The organism is Methylobacterium sp., assembly GCF_019745455.1.
GTDB lineage: Bacteria > Pseudomonadota > Alphaproteobacteria > Rhizobiales > Beijerinckiaceae > Methylobacterium.
Genome location: NZ_JAIETD010000028.1, coordinates 1 through 14,465, shown reverse-complemented (window position 1 = coordinate 14,465; position 14,465 = coordinate 1). Strand labels below are relative to the sequence as shown.

Sequence of the window (14,465 nt, the reverse complement as noted above, 5' to 3'; positions counted from 1 at the left end):
CGTCGAAGCCCGACCCGGGCTCAGGAAGCAGGACTCATCCGCTCGAAGCCGAAGGCCGGGCTCGGAGTGCCGACGACGGCCGGCAGGCTCTGCTCGGCGACGGTCAACCGCGCATGGACCGTGGCCATGATCAGGACCGCCATGGCGAAGACCTGGTGGCTGAGACCTGCCCAGAGCGGTACTGCCAGGAGCAGGGTGACCACGCCGAGAACGCCCTGAGCGAGAGCGAGCCCCGCCACGCCCCAGGCCCTGCGGGCGGCGCCGGTGCCCGGCACCCGCCAGGTGGCATGGACCGCGTGGAGGAAGGCGATGGCCACGAGGAGGTAGGCACCTATGCGATGGTCGAACTGCACCAGGGTGACGTTGTCGACGAAATTCTCGAACCAGGGCGTGACGGCGAAGAGATCGGCGAAGGGCGGAACCCAATCGCCGTTCATCCGCGGCCAGGTGTTGTAGACGAGGCCGGCCTTCGAGCCCGCGACCAGCCCGCCCAGGGCGATCTGGACGAGGACCAGCCCGGCAAGAACACGGGCCGTGAACTTCACGCCGAACGATGCGGGTTCGGCAGGACGTGCGCGGATGTCGGCGGCGAGCCAGACGAGGCCGGCGAGGATCAGGCTCGCGGTGGTGAGGTGCAGCGCGAGCTTCAGCGGCGCCACCGCCGTCATCCCCGGCTGCAGGCCCGAGGCGACCATGATCCAGCCGATGGCACCTTGCAGGCCGCCGAGTGCGCCGAGCGCCAGGAGGCCCGCGCCGAGACGCCGGTCGAGGGCGCCGCGCCACCAGAACCAGATCAGTGGCAGGAAGAAGATGAGGCCGAGGATGCGCCCGAGCATCCGGTGTCCCCATTCCCAGGCATAGATCACCTTGAAATCCGCGAGCCCCATGCCCTGGTTGAGGATCTGGTATTGCGGCGTGCCCTTGTACTTGTCGAACTCCGACGCCCAGGCTTCGGCCGAGAGCGGAGGGACCGCGCCCGTCACCGGCCGCCACTCGGTGATCGAGAGGCCCGACCCCGTCAGCCGGGTCGCGCCGCCGACAGCGACCATGCAGACGACGAGGAAGGCGAGGAGGTAGAGCCAGGCACGTACGCCGCGCCGCCCCGCGGGCAACGGCTCTGCGTTCGGGTGCACGGGAGCGGTGGCCGCCTTGCTTTGAACCATGGCGCGGGACCTCCGGTGCCCCTGGTCTCTATCGAACTGCCCGCCACTTAAGGAGATGCTGCGCGCGCGACAACGTTCGGCGGTGCCGCACCGGCATCGAGCCGCATGCGGCGGCAGGCGGCGTTGCCAGGCTCGCCGCCTGTCTCTAACCCCGAAGACGCTCTGGCACAGATTGAGAGGGAAGGCCGATGCGCCGCCGCACCCGTGCCCTGATCGGCACCATCGTGATCCTCGGTTTCGTGATCGTCTACGCGCCGCTCGCCATGGCGCTGGCCGATAGCCGCATCTCGCAGGCGCCGGCTCCGGTGCAGACCATTCTCTACTGCATCCTCGGTATCGCCTGGATCTTTCCGCTGATGCCGGTGATCCGCTGGATGGAGCGCCCGGACCCCGATCCGGCGCCGTGACCGCCGGGATTTCGCCGCACTCCACCCGCAGAGACGATCCAACGGTTAACCGACGGTATGCCTGTCGTGCCGACCGCCCCGTGAGGGGCGCCGCATAACTCTCACGCCCGAAGGTCGTCCCCCCGCTTCATGTCCAGCATCCGGCCGTTCTCCCCCGTTCTGGGCTTTGCCCTCCTGTCCTTTGGGTTCGTCGGCATTGCCCAGGCGCAGGGCAGCCCGCGGTCGGTGTCCGAATGCGAGCGGTTGAAGAACGATCTCGCCTACAATCAATGCCTGTCGATGTTCGGCCCGGCGGCCAGGAACGTGGCCGGCGGCGAGACAGGCTCCACTGCCACAGCCGTCACCGCCGTGCCCCCAGCCATGGCGGCGATGCCGATGGCCGAAGAGCCCTCCCAGGCAGTCCGTCGAGGGAGCAGGTCCCGGCGCGGCTCCTACACGCGGGGCGGCCGCCAGAGCGCCAGCTTCGCGGTTGGCGGCGAGAGCAAGTCCTATCGCCGCCATCGCCGCAGGCGCTGACGGGCTTGCCTCACGCGACGTCGAGTCGCCGGAAGCGGTTCCAGGCCAGGAACGGGACGCCCGAGAGCAGGGCATCGAGCGCGGCCTCGCTCTGGTAGAGGCCATTGATCGAGACGCGCGGTAGGGCGTGCAGGTGCCGGGCATGGCCGGCGAAGAGATGGCCCGGCCGCGTTGTCACCGCCGTGGCGAAACCGAGACGCTCGGACAGAGCGAATTCGCGCGAGGCCGCCGACGTACGATCTCCGACCGGATAGGACAGGTGGCGCACGGGCGCGCCGAGCTGCCCCTCGATCCGGCGGCGGCCTTCAGCGATCTCGAAGACGACGGCATCCTCGCCATGCTTGGCGAGCATCGGATGGCTGACGGTATGTGCGCCGATGGTCACGGAGGGGTCGGCCGCAAGGACGCGAAGCTCGGACCACGACAGGCAGAGCTCCGCCGCGACTCTCCCCGTGGGTTGGCCTGCCTCCTCGCTCAGGGCGGCGATGTGCGCGAGCAGGTGATCCTCGCCGCCCGCCCTCAGGTGCCGATACAGTGCCGCGAAGACGGTTTCCTTCTCGCGCGCGTCCCTGGCGGGATGATCGAAGACCTCCGCCGCATCGGCGGACGGGGCGAGCCTGATCCGATCGAGCCGCGCGATGGCGCGTTCGAGCTCGATCCACCACAGCCGCCCGCGTCCCTCGGCGAACTCGCTGGTGACGAACAGCGTCCAGGGAAGCTCGTGGCGGGCGAGGATGGGCGCGGCGTGTTCGAGGTTGTCGCGGTAGCCGTCGTCGAAGGTCAGGACGGCGAAGGGTGCACCGTCCTCGTGCAACCGCGCCGGCAGCTCGTCGAGGGCGACGATGTCGAAGCCCTTCGCCTCGAGACGCAGGATCACCGCCTCGAGGAAGGCGGGCGTGATCGTCAGGAGCCGGTTCGGAGCGTAGGCACCGGGCGGATCGGGGTGGACGTGATGGAAGGTCAGGATCACCCCCCTGCCCTGCGCCAGCGGCCGCAGCCACCTGTCGGCACGCGAGGCGCCGATGGCGCGGAACCCGGCTTCGATCACCCTGTGGCGGGCTGCGGTCATGATCTCGCTGTCCTCCGGGTCCTCGCCCCAAGCTCGTTGCGTGCCGATGACGGAAACCTAGCCCGCGACCCTGCAAGGTTCCGTTACCCACGACGGACGATCGCCGGCCGGCTCGCTGCACTTTTCAAGCGTGGTTTACGGCTATTCCTCTAAATGGTCGCTCGTCGGACCGGGCTTGCCGATCCGAAACCGAAGAGGTGGCCGTGGCGGTGCTCGTCGATGATCTGGCTCAGAAGCGCATGACGCGGGACCGGGTCCGATCGGATCTGAGCGCCGAGGTCTTCGATGACCTGACGGCGGTCGAGACGCTTTGGCGGGGGATCGAGACCGATCCGGGTGTTCTCGCCACGCCCTATCAGCGCTTCGACTGGGTTTCGGCCTTCCTAGAGGGCAGTTTCGGCGCAGACCGCGAGCGTCTGGGCCAAGCCCTGCGGGTCGTCGTCCTGCGAGAGGCGAGCGGCGCGGTGCGCCTGATCCTGCCGCTGCTTCGGCAGCGTGAGCGCGGCGTCATGGTCGCGCGAGTGGTTGGGGCAACCCACGCCAACTTCCACATGCCGCTCTTCGCCTCGCGCAGCGCCGCTGCCACGTCGGGCGAGGAGATCGTCGAGGCCCTGCGCGTGGCTGGCGCTGAAGCGGGGATCGATGCCTATATCCTCGGCCATCAGCCGCGGTTCTGGGACGGCGCCGTCAATCCGCTGGCGATCCGCGGAGAGCCCTCTCCCAGCGATGCCTACGGCCTGCTCCTCGGACCCGATGTCGAGACCACGGTGAAGCGCGTCTTCAGCGCCGATGCGCGCAAGAAGCTGCGCGCCAAGGAGAAGAAGCTCGCCGAAGCGGTCGGCCCGGTCGGCTTCCGCGTCGCACAGGATGCGGCGGAGGCCGCGTCTTTCCTCGGTGCCTTCTATCGACACAAAGCGAGCCGTTTCGCTGCGCTCGGCATCCTCGATCCCTACGCGGCAGAGCCGGTACGCCGCTTCCTTGCGGAAGCTGCAGGCGCGAAGGAATCCGTGTTCGATCGCAGGTCGATCGAAATCTGCGCCCTCGTCGGCAACGAGGATGGCCGGGTCTATGCCGTCTTCGCCGGTGCCGTCGACGCGGTGCGCTACAGCGGGATGATGACGGCCTTCGACCAGGACCCTGCTCTCGCCCGGTTCAGCCTCGGGGAGATCCTACTCCAGCACCTCGTCCGGTATCAGGCGGCTCAAGGGCGGCGGGCTTTCGACCTCGGCGTCGGCGAGGCGCGCTACAAGGCGAGCATCTGCGACGAGACGATCGAGCTGCGCCAGGTGGCGATTCCGGTAAGCCTTAGCGGCTGGCTCGTCGTCGCCCAGGCCCAGTGCCTGTTCCGGCTGAAGCGGCGGATCAAGCGGAGCCCCACCCTGTTCGGTCTCGTCAACGCCCTGAGGCGCCGGGCCGCGTCCTAGTATCCCGTCACGCGGCCGAGAGGCGCAGCTCCGGGACGGAAGCAATCGCGGCAGGGCGATCCTGCGCCACGAGGACCAGGGCCGCTCCCGCATCCTCGGCGCGGGCATAGAGCGCGACGAGGTCGGCATCGTCCGCGTCGGCGTTCGAGGCGATGACCACCGCGGTGGTCGGGCCGATGCTTCCAGAGAGGATCTCGGCCGCAGGCCAGCCACGGGTCGCATCGAGGTTGCAGACCACCCACGCATAGGCCTCGTCGAGGGCGTCGAGGGTGATGGTGAGCGCCTGCGGCTCCTCGATCAGGATCTCGGCGGGAATCGAGCCCCTGGCGATGACGTGGAGCCGCGAGCCGGGGATCGGCTGGATCGCGTCGAGGAAGGCGATGTCGCCAGCCACGAGATCGGTGAGGCCGGGCTCGTCGAGGGCGTCGCCGGGACCGTTCAGGTCGACCACCAGGGTACGGCTGCCATTCGCCGACAGGGTCGCGGCAAGCGTCTGAGCCAGATTTTCCTCGGATGCCGCGCCCGTACCCGTCTCGACGACGACGATGCGCGGGCCGGTATGTCCCTCGCCGCCCTGACGAAGTCGAGCGATCAGCACGTCGAGCTGGAATGACGGCGTTTCTGCCGGGCTGTGGTCTGAGGTTTCGTCCCGGTCGGCATCCGTGTGCGTGGACGAAGCAACCTCCGTGCGGGTGGGCAAGGCGGCCTGGGGCAGCTCGCGCGCCTCGTAGCGCGCTGCCGCGACTTCGGCCGCTTGCCAATCGCGACGGTTGATCTCGGATTCGGCTGCGACTTCCTCGTGTGCCTCGTTCTCGGCGGGCGCCACCGAGGCCGTCCAGGCATTCGGCCGTGCGGCGAAGATGGTAGAGCCGTGGGCAGTGCCCGACGGCACGACGGCAGAGGACGCCTCCGGGAACTCGTAGCGCCGAGAATCCTGCGTCATGGGCCAGCCTCCGCCGGAACGCTCGCCATCCTCGTCGCGGCGACGGGACGGCTCGCTCACAGGCGGGTTGGCGAGGAGATGGCGGGCGATGATGGCGCCGATGGACAGCAGCAGGGTCAGGATCGTCGCGAGCGCGATGATCGGTAGCTTTTTCGGGAAGGACGGCATCTCCGGCACCACCGCACGGGAGACAACGCGGGCGTCGGCGGGGGTAGCGCTCTCGGCATCCCGCGCGCTCGCCTCGCGATAACGCGAGAGGTAGGATTCGAGCTGCTCGCGCTCGGCCTTGGCCTCCCGCTCCAACGCACGGAGCTGGACCTCGCTGGAATTGCCCAGGGCGACCACGTCGCGCTGGGCCTCGACCGCCGCGGTCAGGCTTTCGACCCGCGCCTCTGCGATCCGGGCGTCGTTCTCCATGGTGCGCACGACGCGATCCGCCGTCGCCTTGATCTGGGCGTCGAGATCGGTGACCTGGGCCACCAGTTCCTTGATCCGGGGATGCGCCGGCAGCAGCGTGCGGGATTCGAGGGCAAGCTGCGCCTTCAGCGTGATGCGCTGCTCGACGGCCCGGCGGATGACCTCGTTGTTGGCGACGTCCGGGATCTCGAAGACGCGGCCGTCCCTGATCATCTCCTTGATCAGCTTGGCCCGGCCGGTCAGGTCGGCCTTGATGGTGCGAGCCTGGGACAGCTGAGTCGATAGCTCCCCGAGCTGCTGGGCGCCCAGCGGCTGGTTCGAGGTGCCGCCGGTGGCGATGAGGCCGTTGCGGCTGCGATAGGCCTCGACCTTGGCCTCCGCCTCGGCGACGCGCTTGCGCAGGGATTCGATGTTGCCGCCGAGCCAGGTCGAGGCGTAGCGGGCCGTGTCGACCTTCGCGGCCTCCAGCGAGACGATGTAGAGTTCGGCGATGGTGTTCGCGGCCCGTGCCGCGAGTTCGGCGTCGCGCGAGCGGAACTCGACCGTGAGGATGCGCGACTTGCCGGCGGAGTAGACCAGCAGCCGCTCGAAATAAGTCTCCAGCACCCTGTCCTCTGGGGTGCGTTCGAGCGGGTTCTTGGCGAGCCCGGCCATGATCAGCGCGCTCTGGAGCGGGCCGACGCCGTTCACGCTCGGATCGAACTCGGCGTTGCCGGCGAGCTTGAGGCGGCGGATCGCTTCCTTCGCGAGGTCGCGCGACATCACGACCTGAACTTGGCTCGCCACCGCCTGCTCGTCGATGGGCAGCGTCGCGTCGGCACGGTCGGTGCCCGAGCGGCTGAAGGCCGCCTCGCGGTTCTCCAGGAGGATCTTGGCCTCGCCGGTGTAACGGGGCGGCACGATCTGCACGAAGGCGACCGCACCGGCCGCCGCGATCAACGTCGGAAACGCGATCCAGGCCCAGGACCGGCGAAGCAGCCCGCCGACCTGCGCCAAGCCGAGGCCCTCGCCAGTGTCCCGGACAGGCTGCGATGGTGCGAGATGCGGCGTGCGAGGCATGGCGAGATCTTTACACAAGGTAAAAACGAACGATCACCAGCAGGACGCCGACGATCGATCTCGCCGTCATCAGACATCGTTAGGGTTGACCAGAGGTTAAGAGGGCGCGGCAGGAAGGCCGTTCCTTGAAGACTTTATCGTTCTTTAACCATGGCCGCTTAGATCTCGTTCATCGTATGAGTCCTAAAGGCGGCAGTGCTGATGAACCGGCGCGCACTACTCCTCGCTCTCTCCTCCAGCCTCGCCTTGGGCGGGTGCCTGCGTCCGGATTTCCGGACCGAGCTGCTCGATTCCACCGGCACCGGCTCCATCGGCGCCCGCTACACCCTCTCGGCCGGCGACCGTCTCAGGGTCATCGTCTTCGGCCAGGACAACCTCTCGAACATCTACGCCGTCGACGGCGCCGGCCAGATCGCCATGCCGCTGATCGGTACCGTCAAGGTGGGCGGACAATCCACCATTCAGGCCGCCAGGACGATCGAGGCCAAGCTGTCGTCGGGCTTCGTGCGCGAGCCGCACGTGACGGTGGAGGTCGACGCCTACCGGCCGTTCTACATCCTCGGCGAGGTCACGACCTCGGGCCAGTATCCCTACGTCAACGGTATGGCGGTCGAGACGGCCGTGGCGATCGCGCAGGGCTTCGGGCCGCGGGCGGCGCGCGACTACGCGGTCCTCACCCGCGACGGCCCGAATGGCCTCGTCTCCGGCATCGTGCCGATGACCTACCCGGTGCGGCCGGGCGACACGATCGTGATCAAGGAGCGCTTCTTCTGAGAGCCCGATCCGGCCGATCCTCGGGATCGCCTTAACCGCGCGCCCATCTTTGTCCGCTAGCCCTGTCACGTTGCGATCGCTCACGATCGCGCGGAGGGCTTGCCGTGATCGCCTCAGCACTCGACGTCGACTCTCCCGAGGGTCCGGCTGAGGCCGGCGGCGAGCCGCGCCGCCGCATCCTCCACGTGTTCCGCGCGCCAGTCGGCGGCCTGTTCCGCCACGTCTCCGATCTTGTGCGCCTTCAGGCAGCGGCCGGCCACGCCGTCGGCATCCTGTGCGACTCCACCACCGGCGGAGAGCGTGCCGAGCGGGCCTTGGCCGACCTGGCACCGAACCTTTGCCTCGGCGTCGTCCGCATTCCGATGCGCCGCAACCCCCATCCCTCGGACCTCGCCGCGATCTGGCATCTGTCGCGCCACGCCGCCGTGCTCGGGGCGGAGGTCGTGCACGGGCATGGCGCCAAGGGCGGCGCCTATGCGCGCCTCGCCCTCGCCTCCGGGGCAATCCGTGCCTACACGCCGCATGGTGGCAGCTACAATTACAAGCCCGGCCACCCGCTGCATCGGCTCTACATGAGCGTCGAGCGCCTGCTCGCCTCTCGAACCGACGTCTTCCTCTTCGAGAGCGCCTATGTCGCCGGGCGCCATCGCCTCTATGTCGGAGAGACGACGCGGGCGCGGGTGGTCTATAACGGCATCGATCCGGCCGAATTTGAGCCGATCACCCGCGCGGCGGATCCCTGTGATCTCGTCTATGTCGGCGAATTGCGGGCGGCCAAGGGCATCCCGACCCTCCTCGATGCGCTGCATCGCCTTCGCGAGCAGGGCCGCTCCCTTCGCCTGCTGATGGTCGGTTCTGGGCCCGATGCCGAGGAGATCGCCGCCCATGCCGCGCAGCTTGGCCTTGCCGACGTCGTCACCTACGAGCCGCCTCAGCCGATCCGCGCCGCCCTCGCGCGCGGCCGGGTGATGGTGGTGCCCTCCTTCGCGGAATCGCTTCCCTACGTGGTTCTCGAAGCCGCGGCCGCGAGGCAGCCGCTGGTGGCTACCGATGTCGGCGGCATCCCAGAGATCTTCGGAGCCGCCGCCCACGAACTGGTGCCGCCCCGCGATGCCGAAGCCCTCGCCTCGGCCATTGCAGGCGTCCTCGACGAGACGGAGGAAGCGCGGTCCGTCAGGATCGGCCGTCTGGCCGAGACGGTTCAGGCCCGCTTCTCGCTCCAGCGAATGGGTGCCGAGGTACTGGCGGGCTACGCTGCGGCGGCGTCAGCCAAATTGCGCCCTGTTCGGGAATCCGCGCTGTCCGGTACCGGCGCGGCGACTTCCGTTCCCCTGCCGCTGCGGCGTTAAGCCTTCCGTGAGGCTCGCCTGACACGATCCCGCCGCGCGCCGAGGAATGCGGGCTGCAGGATCTTCGTCCAGGATCTCCCTCCATGAGTGCTTTCGACGTCCGTGACCTCCTCAAGGTGGCAGGCGCCCCCGGCGCGGCTTCGGCCGGCTACGAGGCCGCACCCGCCGCGCCGCCCGCCGAGACGACCTACCCGGCTCGAGCCGCGGTCTCGACGGTGGTCCTGACGGGCACCGTCCGGCTCGTGGAATTCGCCCTTGTCGTCGCTGTCGGTGCCGTCGTCTTCTCACTCCAGCCCGATCGGATCGGTCCGTTCGGTCTTCGCTACCCCGTTGCCATCCTGGGGACCGCCTGCCTCGTGGTCGGGCTGTTCCAGGCATCGGCGACGTACCGGATCGCCGCCTTTCGCGGGTTCTTCCGGACGCTGCCGCGCCTCGTCGGCGCTTGGTGCCTCGCCTTCCTGCTGGTTGCCGCGATCTTCGTCTTCGCCAAGGTGTCCGATCTCTACTCGCGCGTCTGGCTCGCCGGCTTCTTCGCCGGCGGCCTCGGCAGCATCCTGATCGCGCGTTTCGTGCTGTCCCGGCTCGTCGGCGCGCAGATGCGGGCCGGCCGCTTCGACCGGCGTACCGCCATCGTCGGCGGAGGACCCCTCGCTGAGACCCTGATCCGCTCCCTCGAAGGGCAGGCCGATATCGGCATCCGCGTGGTCGGGTTCTTCGATGACAGGGCCGACGATCGGGCATCGAGCGTGATCGCCGGCTACCCCAAGCTCGGAACGGTGAGCGACCTCGTCGCCTATGCCCGTTCGACCCGCCTCGATCTCGTGGTGTTCACACTGCCGATCGCTGCCGAGGAGCGGCTGATGCAGATGCTCACCAAACTCTGGGTCCTGCCCATCGACATCCGCCTCTCGGCGCAATCGACCCGCCTCAAGCTGCGTCCGCGCGCCTATTCCTACCTCGGCGAGGTCCCGGTCCTCGACGTCTTCGACAAGCCCATCGCCGATTGGGACGTGGTTGTGAAAGGGATCTTCGACCGTGTCGTCGGGACGCTGATGCTGATCGCCCTGGCGCCGCTGATGCTGGCGATCGCCCTCGCCGTCCGTCTGACCTCGCCTGGCCCGATCCTGTTCCGACAGAAGCGGCACGGCTTCAACAATGAGATCATCGAGGTTCTGAAATTCCGCTCCATGTATGTGGAACAGTGCGACTATACCGCTGCCAAGCAGGTGACACGAGGCGACCCGCGGGTGACCCCGGTCGGCCGGATCATCCGCAAAACCTCCCTCGACGAGCTTCCGCAGCTCTTCAACGTCCTCAAGGGCGAGCTTTCGCTCGTCGGCCCCCGCCCCCATGCGTTGAGCGCGCGCGCCGCCAACGTCCTCTACGATCAAGTCGTCGACGGCTATTTCGCCCGGCACAAGGTCAAGCCGGGCATCACCGGCTGGGCCCAAGTCAGGGGCTGGCGCGGCGAGACCGATACCGACGAGAAGATCCAGCGCCGCGTCGAGCACGACCTCTACTACATCGAGAACTGGTCGGTGTTCTTCGACATCCGGATCATGCTCGCTACGCCGATCTCGCTGGTGCGGACGCGGAACGCCTATTGAGGCGTTCCGCCGGAATTGACCCCGTCAGGGAAGGGCGCCGGCTTTCTCCTTGGCCTGCGTCATGGTCGCCTCGCAGCCTTTCGCATCTCCGGCAGCTTCCTGGGCCTTGGCGCGCTTGATGAGATCGCGGGCCTCGCTGACGCCGGACGATGTCGGCTTGGCGGAGGGATCGGTCGGCTTGACGTTCGGCGCCATCTCCAAAGCTTTGGGCGAGTTCGACGAGGTCGTGCCGCCGGGCGGGACCGTTCCGGTCACCGAGGCTGCGCCGGCGCTGTCGAGGCGCCGCTCGATCGTTGCAATCTGGTCGGCGCATTGGGTCGCGAGGGCGGGTCCGGCAATGGTGACGAGGGCGGCCGCGAGGCCGAGGACGAGACGCATCTGAAACTCCCGAGTTGATGTCGTTGAAACGAACAACGCCGGACGCGAGTCCGGCGTTGCTGCGACATCGTCGGTCGGGAGACGGCCTCGAGTGCCGCCGGCCGTCAGCGGATCAAGCGAAGCAGGGCTTTGCCGGCCGGGGTTCCCAGCTCCTTCTTGTCGAGGGTGCCGTCGTTGTCGGGGTCGGCCGCCTTGAAGCGCTGCTCGACGATCGCGAGGTATTCCTTCTTGTCGAGGGTGCCGTCGTTGTCTGGATCGGCAGCCTTGAGCTCGCTCGCCTTCACCCGACCCTTCAGTTCCCTCTTGTCGAGGGTGCTGTCCTTGTCGGGGTCGAGGGCGTCGAAGCGCGCAGAGGCGCCGGCCAGGGCCTCCTTGAGATCGACGGTGCCGTCCTTGTCGGGATCGAGCATTTCCAGGGCCCTCTGAGCCGATGGCGCGGCGAAGGCGGGAGCGGCGACGCCGAGGGCGAAGAGGCTTGCAAGGAAGACGGGGGTGAGACGAGGGGGCATGAAGGGGATCTCCGGCAGTCACTTTGGAGAAAGCGATGATTCCCCAATATGGACTGGGCGACTCCTCTTGGGCAAATCTGATCTACCCGAGTCAAGCCATATTTCAGGCATCCGTCCCGCTATCTATTCGGGAGACTCGGGTCGGGAGAATCTGGCAACATTTCATTCCACTTTGCCTCACGAGGCATCGAGACACTCCCGCACGGTGCGGTCGACAAGCTCTTGCGAGGGTTCTGGCCGTCCCCCCTATGGCATCGAAAACGAATAACGGCGCGGCCTCTGGGGCCACGCCGTTCGCGTCGTTCGAAGGAGGCTCGATCAGTATTTGCGGATGATCGGCTCCGGCATCGGAGCGGGCGCGGCGCCGAGGACGTAGCGGATGCCGCCGTAGATCGAGAGCGGCTGGACGATGGTCGTCGTGCGCGGGTCGTTGAGCGCGAAGCGGTTCGCGAAGAGCTCGCCAGGCTCGGTCCGCTCCAGGAAGGTTCCGAAATTGGCGTGGCGGCTGTTGAACAGGTTGGTCACCAGACCGAAGACCTGCAGGTTCGGCGTGACCTGGTAGCTCGTGTTGAGATTGACCGTGTAATAGGCCGGAAGCTTCGGGTTCAGGTTCGACTCGTCGCCGCGATAGTAGGAGGACGAGAACGCCGCGAGGTTGGCGCCGAACCGCCAGAGCGGCGTGATGGCGTAATCGAACCCGACCTTGATCTGGTGATCGGGTACGAGCGGCAGCTTGTTGCCCGGACGCACCGTGATCAGGCCGTCGTTGGAGAGGGGGTTGTTGGGTGAGGACAGGTCGCCCCTGAACTGGAACGTGGCGTCGATCAGGGCATAGTTCGCATAGAGACTGAAGCGCTCGGACACGTACTCGCCCGAGACCTCGATGCCCTGCCGCTGGGTCGCCGGCACGTTGACGAAGTAGCCGCGGGCGGAGTTGCCGGGCACCGCGACCTGCAGGATGTCGTTGGTCAGGTCGGTGCGGAAGGCGCCGATCTTGTAGTTGAACAGGCCGCCGAGACCGTAGAAATCCGGAATTCCGCCGCGGAAGCCGACCTCGTAGGTGCGGGCGACGACCTGCTCGAGGGGGGGATCGGCGACGAGCGAGTTCGGCAGCAGGCAGGGCCTGTCAGGGTTGGCGCAGGCGAGTTCCAGGGGCGTCGGAGCGCGGTTGGATTCCGAGTAGCCACCATAGAGGTTGAGTCCGGGGGCGAACTTGTAGGTGAGGCCGGCGACCGGGTTGATGCGGTTGAAGTAATGCGTGCCTGTGACGTCCGGCGAGAAGCCGGTCTGGTCGACCGTCGAGATCTTGGCGAAGTTCAGCCGGGCGCCGGCCGTGAGCGACAGGGCATCCGTCACGTCGAAGGTGTCGAGGGCGAAGAGGCCCATATAGAGGTTGGTGCCGATGGCGTTGCTTGGCGCGATGCCGAGGGCGGCCGCCGTGCGCAGCTGGTCCGTGCCGACTCCGGGGACGAAGCCGTAGGCCGGGTTGTTCGGGTTGGTGGTGACGCTCAGGTCCGGGTTGATGATTCCGAGCGTGCTCTGGGACTTGTAGGTGAAGTGCGACTGCTCGATGCTGCCGCCGACGATGAAGGTGTTGCCGCGATCGAAGATGCGCTCGCGGTTCACCGCCTGGAGGGTGCCGCCGTAGCTCTCTGCCTCGGTGCGGATCGTGTCGAGGGTGCCGTAGGGAACGCCGGGGGTGAAGGGAATGCGCTGGGCGTTGCGGCCCTGCATCAGGAACTGGTTTCGGAAGGCCTGGTTCGACAGGTTGCCCTGCTGGAACCCGTCATCCTCGAAGCAGAGCGAGCCGCGGAAGGAGGATTGCCGGCTGCAATTCTCGAACTCGGCATCGTTGCCGTCGATCACGAACTGGCTGAAGCGCCGGTAATAGGCGTTGCCCTGCAGGTCCCAGGTCGGGGAGAGGCTGACCTTGCCGTTGACCTGGATCTGGCCCATCCGCGTGTCGATGCTCTGCGGGTAGGTGAAGATCGCCCGGTCGTCGAGATGGGTGAAGTCCACCGGTGCGGCCGCGGCGGCGCCGAAGAAGGTCTTGGCGCCCGAGGCGATGATATGGAACTCGGAATCGAGGCTCTTGTAGCCGAGGTCGGCGTAGACACGGCCGATCTCCGAGGGCGACTCGAAGCGCCAGCCGCGGTCGCGCAGGCCCTCGCCGGCGAAGTAGAAGCTCCAGGGTCCGATCACCTGGCCGTGCTGGAGGGTGCCGAGGATGCGCCCGTCCGAGCCGCCGAGCACCGACACCTCGGTGCCCTGCCAGGTGAAGCCGTTCTTCATCTCGATGTTGACGGCGCCGCCGAGGGCGTTGAGGCCGAAGATCGGGTTGCCGGTGACGATGTCGATGCGGTTGATGGCGACGGAGGGGATCAGGTCCCAGTTCACCACGTCGCCGAAGGCCTCGTTGATGCGAACGCCGTTCTGGAACACGGCGAGTCCCTGCGGCGCGCCCTGAAGCGGCGAGGCGTCGAAGCCGCGATAGGTCAGGGTCTGTCGGAAGCTGTTGCCCTGGCCGTCGGAGAGGCTCACGCCGGGAGTTGTGCGGGCGAGGGTGAAAGTCGGGTCGAGGGTCGCCCGGTCGATCTCGAGCTGGCGCGCGCTCACGGTCTCGACGGTGAAGGGCACCTTGTCGATCCGCTGGCCGCCGCCTCCGCCCGTGCCGCTCGCCGGCGTCGTCGCCACGACGTCGAGTTCGGGCAGGGTCACCGCCTGCGTACCGGCAGCGCCCTGAGCGAACGCGGCACAAGGCAGCAGCGCGACAGTCGCCAGCAGGGTCACGCGCAAGGAGCACGGTGTCATCAGTAGTCCCCCAAGGAAATCAGGCCGCATTCTCTTTTG

The 14,465-nt window shown here is 67.7% G+C and carries 12 protein-coding genes; 6 read left to right on the top strand and 6 right to left on the bottom strand.

The window, feature by feature from the left end:
* Positions 1-20 precede the first annotated feature (20 nt).
* Positions 21-1,163, bottom strand: a complete 1,143-nt coding sequence (locus K2Y56_RS05625; RefSeq protein WP_292505958.1) for a COX15/CtaA family protein — start codon at positions 1,161-1,163, stop codon at positions 21-23.
* Between the two features lie 188 nt (positions 1,164-1,351).
* Here K2Y56_RS05625 and K2Y56_RS05620 point away from each other — a divergent pair, with 188 nt between their 5' ends.
* On the top strand, positions 1,352-1,570 hold the full coding sequence (locus tag K2Y56_RS05620) for a DUF2842 domain-containing protein (protein WP_292505957.1): 219 nt from the start codon (positions 1,352-1,354) through the stop codon (positions 1,568-1,570).
* Positions 1,571-1,699: 129 nt separating this feature from the next.
* A complete protein-coding gene (locus K2Y56_RS05615; protein ID WP_292505955.1) occupies positions 1,700-2,086 on the top strand; it encodes a hypothetical protein in 387 nt (128 codons plus the stop codon).
* Between the two features lie 10 nt (positions 2,087-2,096).
* Here the strand turns inward: K2Y56_RS05615 and K2Y56_RS05610 are convergent, their stop codons facing one another.
* Positions 2,097-3,155, bottom strand: coding sequence for a polysaccharide deacetylase family protein (locus K2Y56_RS05610; RefSeq protein ID WP_292505953.1), 1,059 nt, complete (start codon positions 3,153-3,155; stop codon positions 2,097-2,099).
* A gap of 203 nt (positions 3,156-3,358) precedes the next feature.
* Between K2Y56_RS05610 and K2Y56_RS05605 the strand changes: the two genes are divergently transcribed.
* Positions 3,359-4,579: a GNAT family N-acetyltransferase gene (locus K2Y56_RS05605; RefSeq protein WP_292505951.1), complete on the top strand. Its 1,221-nt coding sequence runs from the start codon at positions 3,359-3,361 to the stop codon at positions 4,577-4,579.
* A gap of 7 nt (positions 4,580-4,586) precedes the next feature.
* On the opposite strand, the gene K2Y56_RS05600 is transcribed toward K2Y56_RS05605, so the two are convergent.
* On the bottom strand, positions 4,587-6,998 hold the full coding sequence (locus K2Y56_RS05600) for an exopolysaccharide transport family protein (RefSeq protein ID WP_292505949.1): 2,412 nt from the start codon (positions 6,996-6,998) through the stop codon (positions 4,587-4,589).
* 201 nt (positions 6,999-7,199) lie between these two features.
* Here K2Y56_RS05600 and K2Y56_RS05595 point away from each other — a divergent pair, with 201 nt between their 5' ends.
* The 3 genes from K2Y56_RS05595 to K2Y56_RS05585 all read left to right on the top strand — a co-directional run bounded on the left by K2Y56_RS05595 (position 7,200) and on the right by K2Y56_RS05585 (position 10,728).
* Positions 7,200-7,772: a polysaccharide biosynthesis/export family protein gene (locus tag K2Y56_RS05595; protein ID WP_292505948.1), complete on the top strand. Its 573-nt coding sequence runs from the start codon at positions 7,200-7,202 to the stop codon at positions 7,770-7,772.
* 176 nt (positions 7,773-7,948) lie between these two features.
* Entirely contained in the window at positions 7,949-9,121 is a 1,173-nt protein-coding gene (locus K2Y56_RS05590; protein ID WP_292506326.1) for a glycosyltransferase family 4 protein, read from the top strand.
* Between the two features lie 83 nt (positions 9,122-9,204).
* Entirely contained in the window at positions 9,205-10,728 is a 1,524-nt protein-coding gene (locus tag K2Y56_RS05585; RefSeq protein WP_292505946.1) for an undecaprenyl-phosphate glucose phosphotransferase, read from the top strand.
* Between the two features lie 24 nt (positions 10,729-10,752).
* Here K2Y56_RS05585 and K2Y56_RS05580 read toward each other — a convergent pair whose 3' ends face one another.
* The 3 genes from K2Y56_RS05580 to K2Y56_RS05570 form a co-directional block, all read right to left on the bottom strand.
* The gene (locus K2Y56_RS05580; protein WP_292505944.1) at positions 10,753-11,106 is read right to left on the bottom strand and encodes a hypothetical protein; all 354 of its coding nucleotides are present in this window, start codon (positions 11,104-11,106) and stop codon (positions 10,753-10,755) included.
* 104 nt (positions 11,107-11,210) lie between these two features.
* Positions 11,211-11,615: an EF-hand domain-containing protein gene (locus K2Y56_RS05575; protein WP_292505943.1), complete on the bottom strand. Its 405-nt coding sequence runs from the start codon at positions 11,613-11,615 to the stop codon at positions 11,211-11,213.
* Between the two features lie 318 nt (positions 11,616-11,933).
* Positions 11,934-14,426: a TonB-dependent receptor gene (locus K2Y56_RS05570; protein WP_292505941.1), complete on the bottom strand. Its 2,493-nt coding sequence runs from the start codon at positions 14,424-14,426 to the stop codon at positions 11,934-11,936.
* Positions 14,427-14,465: the final 39 nt, after the last annotated feature.